The organism is Actinacidiphila sp. bgisy144, assembly GCF_057708105.1.
This window is the reverse complement of record NZ_JBYIRM010000043.1, coordinates 56541-71807: the sequence shown is the minus strand read 5'-3', so window position 1 is coordinate 71807 and position 15267 is coordinate 56541. Positions and strand designations below refer to the sequence as shown.

17 protein-coding genes are annotated in these 15267 nt (G+C 75.4%); 10 read left to right on the top strand and 7 right to left on the bottom strand.

What is annotated here, in order from left to right; genetic code table 11:
- Window positions 1–279: 279 nt before the first annotated feature.
- Window positions 280–1281 (top strand): beta-ketoacyl-ACP synthase III, encoded by a 1002-nt coding sequence (locus AC3EVP_RS33455; protein ID WP_435136606.1) that lies wholly within the window; start codon window positions 280–282, stop codon window positions 1279–1281.
- 369 nt (window positions 1282–1650) lie between these two features.
- On the top strand, window positions 1651–2919 hold the full coding sequence (locus tag AC3EVP_RS33450; RefSeq protein WP_435136603.1) for a phosphodiester glycosidase family protein: 1269 nt from the start codon (window positions 1651–1653) through the stop codon (window positions 2917–2919).
- On the opposite strand, the gene AC3EVP_RS33445 is transcribed toward AC3EVP_RS33450, so the two are convergent.
- The gene (locus AC3EVP_RS33445; protein ID WP_435136600.1) at window positions 2874–3257 is read right to left on the bottom strand and encodes a hypothetical protein; all 384 of its coding nucleotides are present in this window, start codon (window positions 3255–3257) and stop codon (window positions 2874–2876) included. The two genes, AC3EVP_RS33450 and AC3EVP_RS33445, sit on opposite strands and share 46 nt — an antisense overlap.
- 130 nt (window positions 3258–3387) lie before the next feature.
- Between AC3EVP_RS33445 and AC3EVP_RS33440 the strand changes: the two genes are divergently transcribed.
- From AC3EVP_RS33440 to AC3EVP_RS33425, 4 genes are all read left to right on the top strand, one after another.
- Window positions 3388–3786 carry an RNA-binding S4 domain-containing protein gene (locus AC3EVP_RS33440; protein WP_335976442.1) on the top strand — a complete coding sequence of 133 codons (399 nt, stop codon included), beginning with the start codon at window positions 3388–3390 and terminating at the stop codon, window positions 3784–3786.
- A gap of 149 nt (window positions 3787–3935) precedes the next feature.
- Window positions 3936–5123, top strand: coding sequence for a thiolase family protein (locus AC3EVP_RS33435; RefSeq protein WP_435136596.1), 1188 nt, complete (start codon window positions 3936–3938; stop codon window positions 5121–5123).
- Window positions 5124–5267: 144 nt separating this feature from the next.
- Entirely contained in the window at window positions 5268–6149 is an 882-nt protein-coding gene (locus AC3EVP_RS33430; RefSeq protein ID WP_435136593.1) for a metallophosphoesterase family protein, read from the top strand.
- Window positions 6146–6853: a 4'-phosphopantetheinyl transferase family protein gene (locus AC3EVP_RS33425; RefSeq protein ID WP_335976436.1), complete on the top strand. Its 708-nt coding sequence runs from the start codon at window positions 6146–6148 to the stop codon at window positions 6851–6853. Before AC3EVP_RS33430 ends, AC3EVP_RS33425 begins: the two co-directional genes overlap by 4 nt.
- Window positions 6854–6949: 96 nt before the next feature.
- Here the strand turns inward: AC3EVP_RS33425 and AC3EVP_RS33420 are convergent, their stop codons facing one another.
- Entirely contained in the window at window positions 6950–7999 is a 1050-nt protein-coding gene (locus tag AC3EVP_RS33420) for a LacI family DNA-binding transcriptional regulator (RefSeq protein WP_435136590.1), read from the bottom strand.
- A gap of 121 nt (window positions 8000–8120) precedes the next feature.
- Here AC3EVP_RS33420 and AC3EVP_RS33415 point away from each other — a divergent pair, with 121 nt between their 5' ends.
- From AC3EVP_RS33415 to AC3EVP_RS33405, 3 genes are all read left to right on the top strand, one after another.
- Window positions 8121–9413, top strand: a complete 1293-nt coding sequence (locus AC3EVP_RS33415; protein ID WP_488179842.1) for an alpha-L-fucosidase — start codon at window positions 8121–8123, stop codon at window positions 9411–9413.
- 138 nt (window positions 9414–9551) lie between these two features.
- Window positions 9552–10049: a MarR family winged helix-turn-helix transcriptional regulator gene (locus tag AC3EVP_RS33410; protein WP_335976427.1), complete on the top strand. Its 498-nt coding sequence runs from the start codon at window positions 9552–9554 to the stop codon at window positions 10047–10049.
- Between the two features lie 62 nt (window positions 10050–10111).
- The gene (locus tag AC3EVP_RS33405; protein WP_335976425.1) at window positions 10112–10651 is read left to right on the top strand and encodes a hypothetical protein; all 540 of its coding nucleotides are present in this window, start codon (window positions 10112–10114) and stop codon (window positions 10649–10651) included.
- Between the two features lie 22 nt (window positions 10652–10673).
- Here AC3EVP_RS33405 and AC3EVP_RS33400 read toward each other — a convergent pair whose 3' ends face one another.
- Window positions 10674–11546 carry an aldo/keto reductase family oxidoreductase gene (locus AC3EVP_RS33400; RefSeq protein ID WP_435136583.1) on the bottom strand — a complete coding sequence of 291 codons (873 nt, stop codon included), beginning with the start codon at window positions 11544–11546 and terminating at the stop codon, window positions 10674–10676.
- A 134-nt stretch (window positions 11547–11680) separates the two neighbouring features.
- On the opposite strand from AC3EVP_RS33400, the gene AC3EVP_RS33395 reads away from it, so the two are divergent.
- On the top strand, window positions 11681–12097 hold the full coding sequence (locus AC3EVP_RS33395; RefSeq protein ID WP_435136580.1) for a winged helix-turn-helix transcriptional regulator: 417 nt from the start codon (window positions 11681–11683) through the stop codon (window positions 12095–12097).
- 73 nt (window positions 12098–12170) lie between these two features.
- On the opposite strand, the gene AC3EVP_RS33390 is transcribed toward AC3EVP_RS33395, so the two are convergent.
- The 4 genes from AC3EVP_RS33390 to AC3EVP_RS33375 all read right to left on the bottom strand — a co-directional run bounded on the left by AC3EVP_RS33390 (window position 12171) and on the right by AC3EVP_RS33375 (window position 15220).
- Window positions 12171–12986 (bottom strand): DUF6227 family protein, encoded by an 816-nt coding sequence (locus AC3EVP_RS33390; RefSeq protein WP_435136577.1) that lies wholly within the window; start codon window positions 12984–12986, stop codon window positions 12171–12173.
- A gap of 142 nt (window positions 12987–13128) precedes the next feature.
- Window positions 13129–13797 (bottom strand): ThuA domain-containing protein, encoded by a 669-nt coding sequence (locus tag AC3EVP_RS33385; protein ID WP_435136574.1) that lies wholly within the window; start codon window positions 13795–13797, stop codon window positions 13129–13131.
- Window positions 13794–14033 carry a hypothetical protein gene (locus AC3EVP_RS33380; RefSeq protein WP_435136571.1) on the bottom strand — a complete coding sequence of 80 codons (240 nt, stop codon included), beginning with the start codon at window positions 14031–14033 and terminating at the stop codon, window positions 13794–13796. The genes AC3EVP_RS33385 and AC3EVP_RS33380 overlap by 4 nt, the downstream gene beginning before the upstream one ends.
- On the bottom strand, window positions 14030–15220 hold the full coding sequence (locus tag AC3EVP_RS33375) for an AraC family transcriptional regulator ligand-binding domain-containing protein (protein ID WP_435136568.1): 1191 nt from the start codon (window positions 15218–15220) through the stop codon (window positions 14030–14032). The genes AC3EVP_RS33380 and AC3EVP_RS33375 overlap by 4 nt, the downstream gene beginning before the upstream one ends.
- Between the last annotated feature and the right edge of the window lie 47 nt (window positions 15221–15267).

The following is a 15267-nucleotide window of genomic DNA, read 5'->3' as shown; positions in this document are numbered from 1 at the left end:
CCCCCCCCCCCCCCCCCCCCCCCCCCCCCCCCCCCCCCCGGGGCCGGGGTATGCGCCGCTGCGCCCGTGGCCGGGAACCGTTCGCCCGCGCCGGGCGCTTCGTTCCGCGGGGGCGGCAAGTCCCGTGGTCGGGCGGGGACGCCGTGGCCGAAGTGGTCCGGTGCCGGGGTGGCTGTGCGCCGGGGGGCGGCGCGCGCGGGAGAATCGTCGGGGCGCCCGTGGGGGCGCCGCGGCCGGGGGTGTGGACCTCCCGGCCGGTCGATGGCCTGAAAGGCTCCCATGAAAGCTGAGATCGCCGTGCCCATGGGGGCACCGCACAGCCGCATTCTCGGAGTGGGTGCGTACCGCCCGCGGCGGATCGTGGACAACGTGGAGGCGTGCCGCCACATCGACTCCTCCGACGAGTGGATTCGCGCCCGGACCGGCATCGTGACCCGGCGCTGGGCCGAGCCGGACGAGACGCTGGGCGTGATGGCCGAGGCGGCCGCCCTCAAGGCGATCGCCGCCGCGGGGATCACCCCGCACGACGTGACCTGCGTGATCGCCGCGACCTTCACGCACCTGCTCCAGACCCCGGCGATCGCCACCGAGATCGCCCACCGGGTGGGCGCCGACCGGGCCGCGGGCTTCGACATCTCCGCGGGCTGCGCCGGGTTCGTGCACGGTGTGGTGCTCGCCTCCGACGCGGTGCGGGCCCGGGGCGGCCACGTACTGGTGGTCGGGGTGGAAAGGATGTCGGACATCATAGATCTGACGGACCGTTCGACCGCCTTCATCTTCGGCGACGGCGCCGGCGCGGTCGTGGTGGGCCCCTCGCAGACCCCCGGCATCGGCCCGGCGGTGTGGGGCGCCGACGGCTCGCAGGCCGACGCGATCCGGCAGAGCGTGCCGTGGAACACCCTCAGGGACGACCCCGGCCACCCCTTCCCCGCCCTGCGCCAGGACGGCCAGCGGGTCTTCCGCTGGGCGGTGTACGAGATGGCGAAGGTGGCCACGCGGGCGGTCGAGGCCGCGGGCCTGCGGCCGGAGGACCTGGACGCCTTCATCCCGCACCAGGCCAACGAGCGGATCATCGACAGCATGACCAGGTCCATGGGGCTGCCGGCCCGGGTCGCCGTCGCCAAGGACATCGTCACCAGCGGCAACACCTCGGGGGCGTCGATCCCGATGGCGATGGACACGGTGCTGGCCGCCGGCGACGTCTCCTCCGGGGACACCGCGCTGCTGCTCGGCTACGGCGCCGGCCTGTCGTACGCGGCGGTGGTGGCGACGCTGCCGTAGCGGCGTCAAGAGGGCCGTACCGGCCAGTGCGCGGCCGGGTGCGACAGCACGAGGAGGCGGTGATCCGCAGACCACCGCCTCCTCGTGTGGCACCCCGCCTGGGCGAAATGCGCTGCCTACGGCCGTGTCAGGGCGGCCGCGAGCCGCAGGGGCATCCTCTCAGAGCACCCGGCTCCTTCGAAAGGATTCGGCCACTTCCGTCACTGCCGGCCCCGCGGTGGCGCCCGGTTGAGCACCGTTTCGGCGGGTGCGCGGGGCCGGGTGCGGCGGCCGGGTGTTTCCCGGCGTTCGCGTGATAGGACCACCGCCTTTCCGGTCAATACGTAGGAAAAGCGTATTAACGTGCGCGCGGCACGCGGAGGGAGCGGCATGACGATCGCGGAACAGCAGCCCGGCGGTGACACCGTCGACCCGCCGGGCGGCGGAGGCGGACGCGGACGCGGACCGCGCAGGCGACTGCTGCCCTGGAAGCACCGCCGCGACCTGACCCCCGGTCAGCTGCGCCGCCGCCGCATGGTGACCCGCGGCGCGCTCGGCGTGTGCGTGGTGTGCGTCGGCACCGTCGGCTGGTCGGTCGGCAAGGCGCTCACCTACCCCGGCAAGGACAGCACCCAGGCCCGGCTGGCGGAGTGGGCCCGCGACCACGAACTCGGCTTCGTCGTCGACAAGCTGGAGAACGTCCAGTACCGGATGCACCCGCCGAAGGTCGGCGGCACCCTGTCCGCCGACGCGCTGGCCCGGATGAAGGCCACCGCGGGCGCCGCCGCGGCCCCCGCCCCCGGCGCCCACGCCGCCGCCCCGGCCCAGCCCCTCATCCCCATGCGCGCGGCCATGACGCCGCCGGTCAGCCCGGCGCTGCCCGGCGAGGGCGTCTACCGCACCCTCAGCAGCGCCCACGGCGAACCGATCGTCCAGGGCACCTATGTCCGCCCCGACGAGGAGCACACCTCCTACGAGGCGGCCGTCGCCTGGATCAGCGGCAAGCACGCCCGCTTCCAGCTCCACCCCGGCTTCATGGAGCCCGGCGGCACCTTCGACGTGCCGCCCACCATCCCCAAGGGCAGCCGCACCGGCCTGGTCGCCACCTGGAACGGCGGCTTCCGCATCACCGACGGCGGCTCCCGCGGCGGCTTCTACCTCGACGGCAGGACCGACGGCGAACTGCGCGACGGCGCCGCCTCGGAGGTCTTCTACAAGGACGGCTCCATCAAGGTCGGCGTCTGGGGCCGCGACGTGCGGATGACCCCCGACGTCGTCGGCGTCCGCCAGTGCCTGGAGCTGATGGTCGACGACGGCAAGGTGGTGCCCGACATCGACGACGGGTCCAAGTGGGGCGTCGCCGACCAGGGCGGCATGTTCGTCCCCCGCTCCGGGGTCGGCGTCACCGCCCAGGGCGACATCATCATGGTCGTCGGGCAGGCGCTGTCCGCGCAGAGCCTCGCCGACCTGATGCAGCGCGCCGGCGCGGTCCGCGCCATGCCGCTGGACATGAACCGCGCCTGGCCGTCGTTCATGTCCTACGACAGCAGCCGCGACCCGTCCAACCCCAAGCCCACGAACATCCTCGACTTCGAGGACCCGCCGGACCGCTACTACGTCCAGGCCACGCGGGACTTCGTGGCGGTGTACGCGCGCTGACCGCGCGGCACCGCGCCCGCGCGGTGGGCGGCCCCGCGGACCTGCGAGGCCGCCCGCCGGTGCGCCGCTCGGCGGCGCCGGTTCGGGCCGCTCACCGCCCAGTCCTCGGCCAGGAGCCGGTTCGCGATCGCGCCGGGCGCCGCGCGCAGGTCGTCCACCGCTCGTCCAGCCGGCACGTCCACAACCCGGGTGAGCGCCGCCGCCTCGCGCTCACCGGCCGCCGTCGTGGACACGTACGTCCCGGTCGGCGCCGGCCACCCGTCGGCCGCGGCCTGTTCGAACGCCGGCCGCGGCGCCTCGGGCGGCAGCCGCCCGTGCCTGCCCCACCAAAGGCGCATCCAGCGCCCGCGCCGCCCGCCCGCGCCCGCCCCGCCTGTTTCCGGCCGGACCGCGCCCACCTGGCGCGACGCCGTCACCCGTCCGGCCGAACCCCGGAAAAGCGGTGGCCGCCCGCCGTAGGCTTCCCCCATGGCGGCAGAACACGAGCACCCCGGCGGCAGCGTCCGCGTCGACTCCTGGATCTGGTGCGTACGGCTGACCAAGAGCAGGTCGCAGGCGGCGACCGCCTGCCGGGCCGGGCACGTGAAGGTCAACGGCGAGCGGGTCAAGCCCGCGCAGGCGGTGAAGGTCGGCGACGAGGTACGGCTGCTGCACGCCGGGCGCGAGCGCGTGGTCGTCGTGTCCCGGCTGCTCGCCAAGCGGGTCGGCGCCCCGGTCGCCGCGGAGGCGTACGTCGACAACAGCCCGCCCCCGCCGCCGCGCACCGACGCCCTCGCGATGGGGGTGCGCGACCGCGGTGCCGGCCGCCCCACCAAGCGCGACCGCCGCGAGCTGGAGCGGCTGCACGGCCGCCGCGAGCGCGGCTGACGCCCGGCGGCCGCCGGCGCGCACGCGGGGCGCGGCGGGAACCTGTCCCCGCCGGCCGGCCGGCCGCACGCACGGCCCGGGACGGTGTACGCCGGGCCGGAACCGGCTTAAACTCTCGGTGCTAGTTTTCCGGTACCGAGGAGCCCGCGATGCGCCCAGTCCACTTCGCCGCCGCCCGCCGCACTCCGATCGGGCGCCTGCGCGGTGCACTGTCCACCGTCCGGCCCGACGACCTCGCGGCCACCGTCATCCGCGGCCTGCTCGACGGCGTCCCCGCCCTCGACCCGGCCCGGATCGACGACGTCTACTGGGGCGCCGCCAACCAGTCCGGCGAGGACAACCGCAACGTCGCCAGGATGGCCGTCCTGCTCGCCGGGCTGCCCGACAGCGTGCCGGGCGCGACCGTCAACCGGCTGTGCGCCTCCGGCATGGAGGCCGTCACCACCGCCGCCCGCACGATCGCCGCCGGCGAGGCCGACGTGGTGCTGGCCGGCGGCTCGGAGTCGATGAGCCGCGCCCCCTTCGTCATGGCCCGCCCCGACGAGGCCCTGCCGCGCGCCCTCCAGACCCACGACACCCGCCTCGGCTGGCGCCTGACCAACCCGCGGATGAGCGACCTGCACGGCGTGCTGTCCATGGGCGAGACCGCCGAGGAGGTCGCGGCGCGCCACGACGTCAGCCGCGCCGACCAGGACGCCTTCGCGCTGCGCAGCCACCGCAACGCCGCGCGGGCCCGCAAGGACGGCCTCTTCGACGCCGAGATCCTGCCCGTCACCCGCCCCGACGGGGTGGTGGTCGCCGCCGACGAGAGCATCCGCGAGGACACCACCGCCGAACGCCTCGCCGCCCTCGCCCCCGTCTTCCGGGCCAGCGGCAGCGTCACCGCGGGCAACTCCTCGCCCATGAACGACGGGGCCGCCGCGCTCCTGCTGGTCAGCGAGGACGCGCTCGCCGACCTCGGCCTCGAGTCCCTGGGCCGCTACGCCGCGGGCGCCAGCGCGGGTGTGCACCCCGACGTCATGGGCATGGGCCCGGTCCCGGCCACCCGCCGCGCCCTGGCCCGGCTCGGCCGCGGTGTCGACTCCGTCCAGGAGGCCGAGTTCAACGAGGCGTTCGCCGCCCAGGCGCTCGCCTGCGTACGCGAACTCGGCATCGACCCCGACCTGGTCAACCCCACCGGCGGCGCCATCGCGCTCGGCCACCCGCTCGGCTGCTCAGGCGCCCGTATCCTCACCACCCTGCTGCACCGGATGCGCCGCACCGGCGCGGCCCGCGGCCTGGCCACCATGTGCGTCGGGGTCGGGCAGGGCGCCGCGGTCCTGGTCGACCGGGCCTGAGCGCCGTACGGCTCCCGCCCCGCGCCCCACCGCGGGCGCCAATACCCGTACGCACCGGGCATCTTGGGACGGTTCCACGGCCGCCGGGGCGCAAAACGCCGAGCCGACCGCGGAAGTCGTACCGCGGACGGGGAGGCGTCTGACATGATCGGAACCGTGCAGACATCGACCGCCGGCGCCCCGCAACTCCTCGCGATCAGCGACCTGCACGTCGGCTATGAGGCCAACCGCGACATCGTCGAGAAGATGCGGCCGGGCGGTGACGGCGACTGGCTGATCGTGGCCGGCGACGTCGGCGAGATCGCCGAGGACATCCTGTGGGCGCTGCGCACCCTCAAGGAGAACTTCGGCACCGTCATCTGGCTGCCCGGCAACCACGAGCTGTGGACGCACCCCAAGGACGCGCTGACGCTGCGCGGCGAGGCCCGCTACCGGTACCTGGTCGAGCAGATCCGCGGCCTGGGCGTCATCACCCCCGAGGACCCGTACCCGGTCTGGGAGGGCGTGAACGGCCCGGTCGCCGTCTGCCCGATGGCGCTGCTCTACGACTACACGTGGCGCGACGGCACCCCCGGCGCCACCACCAAGGCGCAGGCGCTGGAGCAGTCCGGCGAGTTGGGCGTCGTCTGCACCGACGAGATGCTGCTGCACCCCGACCCGCTGCCCGGCATCGACGACTGGTGCCGGGCCCGCGTCGCGCAGACCGCCGAGCGCCTGTCGGCCCTGGACCCCGAGCTGCCGACGGTGCTGGCCAACCACTGGCCGCTGCACCGCGAACCGACCCGCGTGCTGCGCTACCCGTCGTTCGCGCTGTGGTGCGGCACCGAGCTCACCGAGGACTGGCACCTGCGCTTCCGCGCCACCGAGGTCGTCTACGGCCATCTGCACATCCCGCGGATCATCCACCGCGACGGCGTCCGCTTCACCGAGGCGTCGCTCGGCTACCCGCGCGAGTGGGGTGCGCGGGCCGCCGGACCGCTCGGCCCGCGCCGCATCCTCGCCGGCCGGCCGGGGGCGGCGCGATGATCGAGCGCCTGGTCCCCGCCGCGGTCCGCACCCGCGTCGCCTACGGCGACGAGCTCGACCGGGTCCCGCTGCTGCCCGAGGAGGAGCCCGCCGTCGCCCGCGCGGTGCCCAAGCGCCGTGCCGAGCACGCCGCCGGGCGGGCCTGCGCGCGCGAGGCACTCGCCGCGCTCGGGGTGCCCGCGGGGCCCATCCCGCGTGACGACGCCGACCGCGGCGCCCCGGTCTGGCCGGCGGGCGTCGTCGGCAGCATCACGCACTGCGAGGGGTACCGGGCGGCGGCCGTGGCGCGCGCCGCCGACGTCCTCGCGCTGGGCATCGACGCCGAGCCGCACGGCCCGCTGCCCGACGGCGTGCTGGACGTCATCCACTCCACGCCCGAGGAGCGCGCGGCGCTGGCCGAACTGACCGGCAAGCGGCCCGAGATCCACTGGGGCCGGGTGCTGTTCAGCGCCAAGGAGACCGTCTACAAGGCGTGGTATCCCTACCACCACCGGATGCTCGGCTTCGAGGAGGCCGAACTCCTCCTGACCGAGGAGCCGTTGCTGTCCGGTCCGCCCCAAGGCACTTTCACCGCACGGCTGCTGGTGCCCGGTCCGCTGCTGGCCGAGGGCGTCGGCCCGGACGTGTTCACCGGGCGCTGGATCGTCCACGAGGGCATCGTGGCCACGGTCATCGCGATCACCGCGGAGCCGGCCGGGAGTTGAGCCGCCCGGGTCGGTGTCGGTCGGGTCGGCGACGGTCGTCCTGCTCGGGCCGCTCCGCTCGGGCCGCCCGCCGCAACAGGCCCTGGGCGGACGGCGTCAGGCGGACCGGCGGCGGACGAGCGTCGTCCTGAAGATCACCGAACGGGTCTGCTGGGCACTGTCGTCGATGAGGGCGAGCAGCAGCCGGCCCATCTCCGCGGCCATGTCCTCCACCGGCTGCCGCACGGTGGTCAGCAGCGGCCGGGAGGCGGTCGCCGCGCTGCTGTCGTCGAAGCCGACCACGGCGATGTCCTCCGGCACCCGGCGGCCGAGGTCGCGCAGGGCGAGCAGCGCGCCCTGCGCCATCAGGTCGTTGGCGACGAACACCCCGTCGGTGTCCGGGTGTTCGGCCAGCAGCGCGCGCATCGCCGCCTCGCCGCTCTCCTGTGTGAAGTCGCCCTCGACGGCGGGCGGGCGCGGGTGGCCGTGGCCGGTCACCGCGGCGCGGAAGGCCGCGCGGCGGTCCCGTCCGGCGGGGGAGTCGTGCGGGCCGGCGATGGTGGCGAGGCGGGTGCGGCCGAGCGAGACGAGGTGGTCGACGGCCAGTTCGACGCCCGCCTGCTGGGAGATGTCCACGAAGCTGATCGGCACCGGCTCCGCCGGGCGGCCGAAGAGCACCACGGGAAGCCCGGCTTCGGCCAGCAGGGCGGGCAGCGGGTCGGCGGGGGCGATCGAGACCAGCACCACGCCGTCGATGTGCTGCTGGCGCAGGGTGGTGACGAGTTCGCGCCGCGCCTGGTCGGAGTCGGCGAGCATCAGCACCGGGTGCATGTCGCGCGGCCGCAGCACCGTGAGAAGGCCGCCGACGATCCGGCCGAAGAACGCGTCGCTGAACACCCGTGACATGAAGGGGTCGTCGGCGCCGTGCCCGGGCACCGAGAAGACCAGCGCGACCGCGTCGGTGCGGCGGGTGACGAGCGTGCGGGCCGCGCGGTTCGGCACGTAGCCGGTGCGGGCCACCGCCTGCTGGACCACCTTCTGGATCTCCGGGTCGACGTTCCGCGTGCCGTTGACCACCCGGGAGACCGTCGCCCGCGAGACCCCGGCGGACCGTGCGACGTCTTCGAGTGTGGGCAGGTGCGGTCGACCCGGACGGCTGGTGGTCATACCTGCCTTTATACCACGGTGGGAGAGCGCTCTCCGATCTTGGGGCGGCCGGGGATTGATCGGCGGCGCGGGGCGACTTAAGGTCAAGCCGTCCGGTCATACCTCCGATGTATGGGAGTGGGTGCGGCTCATGCCCATGCAACCCTGGTTCTCCGACGCCAAGCTCGGCATCTTCGTGCACTACGGCGTCTACGCGGTCGACGGCGTCCCGGAGTCGTGGGCGTTCTACGACGGCAGGGTCAGCCGCGAGCAGTACTTCGGCCAGCTCGCCGGGTTCACCGCCGCCCGCTACGACCCCGACGCCTGGGCGCGGCTGTTCGCCCGGGCCGGCGCCCGCTACGCGGTGCTCACCGCCCGCCACCACGACGGCGTCGCCCTGTGGGACACCGCGCAGCAGGGCCTGTCCGTGGCCCGCGACACCCCCGCCGGGCGCGACCTGGTCGGCGGCTACGCCGACGCGCTGCGCGCGCACGGCCTGCGCGTCGGGCTGTACTACTCGCACTCCGACTGGTCCCACCCCGACTACGCGACCGTGCGCCACCCGTCGCCGGCCGGCGGCACGGCCGGCATCCCCGTCAACGACAGCCGGTTCAGCGCCCCGGAACCGGGCGCCGAGGACCCGGCCGCGTGGCGCCGCTACCTGGCCTACCGCGACGCGCAGGTGCGGGAGTTGACCACCCGCTACCGGCCCGACCTGCTGTGGTTCGACGGGGAGTGGGAGCGGTCCGCCGAGCAGTGGGGCATCGACGCGCTCGCCGACGACATCCTCGCAGTCACCCCGCAAGCCGTGCTCAACGCCCGCATGCTGCACCGCGGCGACTACGCCACACCCGAGCAGGGCGTCCCGCTCGTGGCACCGGACGGCCCCTGGGAGCTGTGCCTGACGGTCAACGACTCCTGGGGCTTCCAGCCGCAGGACCACCGGCACAAGTCGGTCGGCCAGCTCGTCCGCTACCTCGCCGAGACCGTCGGCGCCGGCGGCAACCTGCTGCTGGACGTCGGCCCGCGCGAGGACGGCACGATCACGCCCGAGCAGGCCGACCGCCTGGAGGGCCTGGGCGCCTGGACCGCCCGGCACGCGCCGGCGGTGTACGGGACCTCGGCCGGACTGCCGCCCGGCCACCACTACGGTCCCAGCACGCTGTCGGCCGACCGCCGCACCCTGTACCTGACCTGCTTCGACCCGCCGCGCGAGACGGTGTCGGTGCGCGGCCTGCGCAACGCCGTCCGGCGGGCCACGGTGCTCGGCACCGGCACGGAGGTCGGCCACCACGTCACCGGCGGGCTGCACGACGTGCCCGGCGTGCTGTGGATCGACGCGCCCGCGCCCCGCGACGTCGACCCGTACGCCACGGTGCTGGCGCTGGAGCTGGACGGCGAACTGGAGCTGTACCGGGGGACGGGCCGGGACTGAACGGGAGTCGGCCGTCGGCGCGGGCCGCAGACACAGGGGGCAGGGGTAGGGACAGGGGCAGGCATCCGATGTCTGCCCGGGCTGCCGTACGGGCTCCCGGGTGACCGGCCGGAAGGCGGCCGGGGGATACTGGGCCCCATGGTGGCGCAACCCCCGAGCCGCAGCGCGGTGCACCCGGGCCCCGACGCGGACGAGCTGGCCCTGCTCACGCGGTGGCACGCCCTTCACACCGGGGTGCGGCGGCTCACTGACGGCATGCTCGCCGTCGTCGAGGCCGAGCAGGAGCTGGCGCCCAGCTCCTTCCAGGCCCTGATGTTCCTGGCCGCCGCACCCGGCAGGGCCGCGCCGATGAACCAGCTCTCGGCCGCCCTCGGCTTCTCCACCGCGGGCACCACCAAGCTGGTGGACCGGCTCGAAGGCGCGGGGCTCGTCGAGCGCCGCCCCTGCGCCACCGACCGCCGGGTCGTCCACACCGCGCTGACCCCGGCCGGCGCCGGGTCCGTACGGGCCGCGGCAGTGCTGCTCGCGCGGACGCTGCGGGCCCGGGTGGTCGAGCCGCTCGGCGAGGACGCCTTCCGCTGCCTGGCCGACACCGTCGGCTCCCTCGACCCGTTCGGCCCGGTGCCGTGCTCCTGAGGCGGGGACGCGGCCGCAGGTCCGCGGCGCCGGGTGGCGGTGCCTTTGGCACAGTGGACGGCATGGATGACGAGGTCCCGTCGCCGCACGACCCGCACGTGCGGCACCTGCGCCAACTGTTCCTCGCCGTCGTCACGGGCAGCTTTCTCTTCCTCGTGCCGTGGATCGGCTACCTGTCGGCGAGCCTGCCCGACCACCACGAGGTCGACCAGTGGCGCTTCGCCTGGGTCGGCTTCGACTGCGCCCTGATCGTGGCGATCGGCATCACCGCGCTGTGCGCCTGGCGGCGGCTCCAGATCTTCATCCCGTGGGCGCTGGTCACCGCCGCCCTGCTGTGCTGCGACGCCTGGTTCGACATCGTGCTGGACTGGAACAGCGACGAACTGGCCGGCGCGGTCGTCACCGCGGTGGTCGCCGAACTCCCGCTCGCCGCGCTGCTGGTGTACGTGGCCCGGAAGATGATCCGGCTGACCGTGCTCATCGCCTGGCGGCGGGCCGGCCGCACCGGCGCGCCGCCGCCGCTGTCCCGGCTGACCCTCATCAAACTCGCCGACGGCGAAGGCGCCCCCGCCTGCGCCTGCCGGGAGCCGCACGGCCCGTAGGGCGCCTTCGCACCGCGCCGGGTCAGCCGGCGATGGCGTCCAGCGCGGCCAGGTCCTCGGCCGACAGCGGGAGGGCGGCGCCGGCGGCGTTCTCCCGCAGGTGGGCGGTGGAGGAGGTGCCGGGGATGAGCAGGATGTTCGGCGAGCGCTGCATCAGCCAGGCCAGCGCGACCGCCATCGGCGTCGCCCCGAGCCGGTCCGCGACGCGCGAGAGGGCCTCGGACTGGAGCGGCGCGAAGCCGCCCAGCGGGAAGAACGGCACGTAGGCGATGCCGTCGGCGGCCAGGTCGTCCACGAGGGCGTCGTCGTGGCGGTGGGCGAGGTTGTACATGTTCTGCACGCACACGACCGGGGCGATGCCGCGGGCCTCGGCGACCTGCTCCGCGGTGGCGTTGCTGACGCCGAGGTGGCGGATCAGCCCCTCGCGCCGCAGGTCGGCGAGGGTGCCGAACGCCTCGGCGATCGAGCCGGGCCGGGTGCCCATGGCGTCGCCCATCCGCATGTTGACCAGGTCGAGGGCCTCGACGCCGAGGGAGTCGAGGTTCTCGTGGACCTGCCTGCGCAGGTCCTCCGGGCGCCGGGCCGTGGGCCAGCCGCCCTGCGCGTCGCGGTTCGCCCCCACCTTCGTGGCGATGAGCAGCGAGTCGGGGTACGGGTGCAGCGCCTCGCGGATCAGCGCGTTGGTGACCCCCGGACCGTAGGCGTTGCTGGTGTCGATGTGGGTGATGCCGAGGGCGACCGCCTCGCGCAGGACGGCCAGCGCGCCGTCGTGGTCCGCGGGCGGCCCCATGACTCCCGGGCCGGCCAGCTGCATCGCGCCGTATCCGAACCGGGTGACGGCCTTGTCGCCCAGCGGGAAAAGTCCGCCGGGAAGGGGTGTGGAGGGCGTGCTCATTTGCCGTGCCTTTCGCTTCGTGCCGTACGGGGGTGGTCTCTGAGGTCCCCTTGCACCATTCTTGGAGAGGTGCTTCCTTTCGGGAAGGAGACACTCTGAAGTGCGTAACGACCCGTGGGTGAGAGGTGGGACCGGTGGCGACCAGGGCGGAACGGAAGGCACAGGCCGCGGCGGAGTACAACGCGTTCCTCGCGGGGTGCCCCAGCCGCCAGCTGCTCGACCGGATCGCGGACAAGTGGGTGGTCCTGATCCTGTGCGCCCTGGGCGGCGGCGGGGAGGGCGGCACCCCGCGGGCGATGCGCTACTCCGAGCTGGCACGGCAGTTGGCCGGCGTGAGCCAGAAGATGCTGACCCAGACCCTGCGCGCCCTCGAACGCGACGGCCTGCTCACCCGCACCGTGACCCCCACGGTGCCGGTCACGGTCACCTACGAGCTGACCGGCCTCGGCCTGTCGCTGCACCACCTGACCCGCGGGCTGCGGCAGTGGGCGCAGGGCAACATGGACCAGGTCCTCGCCCACCGGGAGCAGCACGACGCGGCGAACGCGTAGCAGGGCCGGCGGCCCGGTGCGGACCGGGGGCGGCGGTCGGGTGGGACCAGGGCCCGGCGGGGCTCAGCGGGGCTCAGCCGGCCTCGATGCGGCGGACCGCCGTGTCCAGGGCGGCGTCGCGGGTGGCGTAGACCTCGCACACCGGGCTGCCGGTCGGCGTGCGGGTGTGGTCGATCTCCCACAGGCTCAGCTCGGTGCCGTCGGGCAGCAGGAAGGCGTGCTCGTACAGCGACCAGGTCACCGTGCGCCCGGCGACGTGCGTGCTGCGGCGGCCCACCATGCCGATGGTGTGGGCGACCGCCGCGTGCAGGCGGCCCTGGACGTCGGCCCCCGGCGGGTTCGCGTTGGCCGCGCGGCGCAGCAGGCGGCGGGCGTGCTCGGGCGAACCGGCCTCGGTGTACGCCCGGTTGCGGCCGCTCGCCGAGGGCAGCGGCTCGGCACCCGGCAGACCGGCCGACCCGGCGAGGTCCGCGAGGTCCGCGAGGTCGGCCGGGCCGGGCCCGGTCCGCATGGGCAGCGGCGTCCCGAACGCGGTGTCGGCCTCCCACTCGGCGAGCGCCAGCTCGCCCCGGTCGGTGAAGACCGCGCGGGTCAGCTCCCCGCCGGGCCCGGTGTTGTGCTCCAGCTCCCACACCAGCCGCACCCCGCCGTCCGGCAGCAGGAAGCTGTGCCGGTAGGTGCGCCGGTCCATCGCCCGCGGCGGCCCGTTGGTGTGGCGGCAGGACTGGAGGCCGCAGTAGTGCATCAGCGCGCCGCGCACCTCGGCCAGCTGCCGCGCGGCCTGCGCGCCGTTGCGGGCGCGGCCCAGTAACCGCGCCAACTGCTCGGCGGGCCGCCCCCCGGATCGTACGACGTCCGGCTCGACCGCCCGTGCAGGTCCAGCGTCCATACGGCCCTCCCGTTCCCCGGCGCCGCCACTCTCCTGCTGCCACTCAGCGTAGTAGCGCCGTCGCCCGAGGAGTATGCGGAAGGCCGGAATTACGGGCGTGTACGCTGCAACGCGCGCCCCCCGCGGGCGATCGGGACGAGCCTCACTCCGCCGCCCCGGCGCACCATGCCAGCGCCCCGCCGAGGTGGCGGCGGAAGTCCGGGTCGGCGTAGGCGGACGGGAGGTGCCCGAGCGCGGTGTAGAACACCCGCCCGCCGCCCGCCCGGTGGCACCAGACCAGCGGGTGGTCCGTGCCCGTCCGGGTGCCGTCGTAGCTGCCCTCGTCCACGGAGGCCAGCACCCGCACCGCCCGTCCGGCCGGTCCGGCGCGGAAGTCGTACCACTCGTCGGTCCAGCGCCAGCGGGCCGGCAGGTGTGCGGTGGCGGGGTGGCCGCGGTCGTGGACGAGGACGTCGGCGGGCTGGAGGGGCGGGTGCCCGGCGAAGCGCGCGCCGAGCAACTCGCCGTAGTACGGCCAGTCGTACTCCGCGCACGCCGCCGCGTGGACACCGAGGAAACCGCCCCCGCCGGTGACGTGGCCGCGCAGCGCCGCCCGGGCCCGGTCGTGCAGGACCTCGCCGGTGGGGGAGAGGAAGACCACGGCCGCGCAGCCGGCCAGCGCGGCCGGGCGCAGGTCGTCGGGGTCCTCGGTGTGGCGGGTGGACAGGCCCTGTGCGGCGGCGAGTTCGGCGAGTGCGGCGGCCCCGGCGCCGATCGACGCGTGCCGGTAGCCGGCGGTCGCGCTGAAGACCAGGACGGCGCCGCGGCTCACCGGTCGGCCCGCCGCCCGGGCGGCTGGGGTCCTTCCGAGGATGGCGAGGGCGGGGGCGGGGTGACGGCGCCCGGGAAGGGAGTGCCGCAGCGGGCGCAGTCCGGGCCGGCCGTCTCGCGGAAGGCCCCGCACTCCTCGCACACCCGGTCCAGCCAGCACACCGGGTCGCCGCCCTCGCTGATCTCCCCGCCCCCGCCGCCCTCTTCGCCTCCGGCCCGCTCGGTCCCGTCGCTCACGCCGTGCCCGCCTCCTGCGCTCTGCCGGCCCGGCGGCCGGTCCCGGTCTCCTCGGTGCCGCCGCCGTCGCCCGCCGCGCGGCCCTCCCGCGCGTCCGCGTCCCAGCGGCTCATCGCCCGCCGCAGCGAGCGCGACTCGGCGAACCCCAGCCGCGCCGCGCGCTGCGCCGATCCCGCCTCCTCGTGCCGCAGCCACTGCTCACGCCGTACGGTGTCCAGTTCGGCCCGCCAGGTGGTGCCGAAGTCGCCGAGCCGCCGTTGCAGGGTGCGCGGGCTGATCGCCAGCCGCCGCGCCGCCTCCGCCAACGAGGGGCGCCCGTAGGGCAGTTGGGTGGCGATCAGCTCACGCAGCCCGGGAACGGGAGCGGCATCCGTCATCGCGGGCGCTGTCGCTGTCGTTGCCGCGGGCGCCTGCGGGGGCGGGGTGGCGGCGGCCGCGCGCAGCATGATCGCGGCCAGCGCGGGGTCGGCGGTGTCCAACGGCCGCTCCAGGTCCCGCCGGTGCAGCGTCAGCGCGTCGGCGTCCGCGCCGAACTCCAGCCGGGCGGCTCCGAACGACTCCCGGTACGGCGCCTGCCGCCGCGGCGCCCGGTGGGCGAACTCCAGCCGGACCGGGCCGAGTTCGCGCCCGGTCGCGTGCCGGAGCTGCGCGGTCAGCACCGCCATCGCGAACTCCGCGACCACCCAGCGCAGTTCGTCGTCGCCGCGCCGCACGCCGTAGCCGATGGTCACCTCGTCCCCGGACTCCTCGATGGTGAGCAGGGAGTTGCTGCTGATCAGGTGGATGTGGGCGGCCTCGCGGGTCAGGCCCTCGCCGACGGTCGGCGCGGAGGACATCAGGTAGTCGAACACGTCGAGCAGGCCGGGCCGGTAGCCCTCGGCAGCCAGCAGGCCGGCGTCGCGGCAGCCGGTGTGCGCGAGCACCGCGCCCCACAGCCGGTAGGTGTGCGCGGAGGGGGCACGGGTGGTCTCCGGCGAGGTCAGCAGGTGGGGCAGCCCCGCGGCGCGCGCGAGCTGTTCCGCCTCGCGCGGGCTCTTCGCGGCGGCGGTGGCGATCAGGCGGGTGACCACCACGGACTCGGTCTGCGGCGGGACCTGCGCGGCGCGGGCGGCGCCGCCGTCCGGGCCGGGCTGCTGGTGCGCGCGGGTGGACAGGTGGGGGTCGGCAGTGGGCGCTGCTGGCGGCATACCGGAACTCCGGCGGTCGGCGGTCGTCCTGGGTGGGGGCCCCGCGG

Excerpts from the sequence above, each read along its gene's own strand:
- AC3EVP_RS33425 (WP_335976436.1), top strand. The coding sequence starts at position 6,146 with ATGATCGAGCGCCTGGTCCCCGCCGCGGTCCGCACCCGCGTCGCCTAC.
- AC3EVP_RS33390 (WP_435136577.1), bottom strand. The coding sequence starts at position 12,986 with ATGGACGCTGGACCTGCACGGGCGGTCGAGCCGGACGTCGTACGATCC.
- AC3EVP_RS33400 (WP_435136583.1), bottom strand. The coding sequence starts at position 11,546 with ATGAGCACGCCCTCCACACCCCTTCCCGGCGGACTTTTCCCGCTGGGC.
- AC3EVP_RS33410 (WP_335976427.1), top strand. The coding sequence starts at position 9,552 with ATGGTGGCGCAACCCCCGAGCCGCAGCGCGGTGCACCCGGGCCCCGAC.
- AC3EVP_RS33405 (WP_335976425.1), top strand. The coding sequence starts at position 10,112 with ATGGATGACGAGGTCCCGTCGCCGCACGACCCGCACGTGCGGCACCTG.
- AC3EVP_RS33435 (WP_435136596.1), top strand. The coding sequence starts at position 3,936 with ATGCGCCCAGTCCACTTCGCCGCCGCCCGCCGCACTCCGATCGGGCGC.
- AC3EVP_RS33450 (WP_435136603.1), top strand. The coding sequence starts at position 1,651 with ATGACGATCGCGGAACAGCAGCCCGGCGGTGACACCGTCGACCCGCCG.
- AC3EVP_RS33430 (WP_435136593.1), top strand. The coding sequence starts at position 5,268 with ATGATCGGAACCGTGCAGACATCGACCGCCGGCGCCCCGCAACTCCTC.
- AC3EVP_RS33420 (WP_435136590.1), bottom strand. The coding sequence starts at position 7,999 with ATGACCACCAGCCGTCCGGGTCGACCGCACCTGCCCACACTCGAAGAC.
- AC3EVP_RS33375 (WP_435136568.1), bottom strand. The coding sequence starts at position 15,220 with ATGCCGCCAGCAGCGCCCACTGCCGACCCCCACCTGTCCACCCGCGCG.
- AC3EVP_RS33440 (WP_335976442.1), top strand. The coding sequence starts at position 3,388 with ATGGCGGCAGAACACGAGCACCCCGGCGGCAGCGTCCGCGTCGACTCC.
- AC3EVP_RS33445 (WP_435136600.1), bottom strand. The coding sequence starts at position 3,257 with ATGCGCCTTTGGTGGGGCAGGCACGGGCGGCTGCCGCCCGAGGCGCCG.
- AC3EVP_RS33455 (WP_435136606.1), top strand. The coding sequence starts at position 280 with ATGAAAGCTGAGATCGCCGTGCCCATGGGGGCACCGCACAGCCGCATT.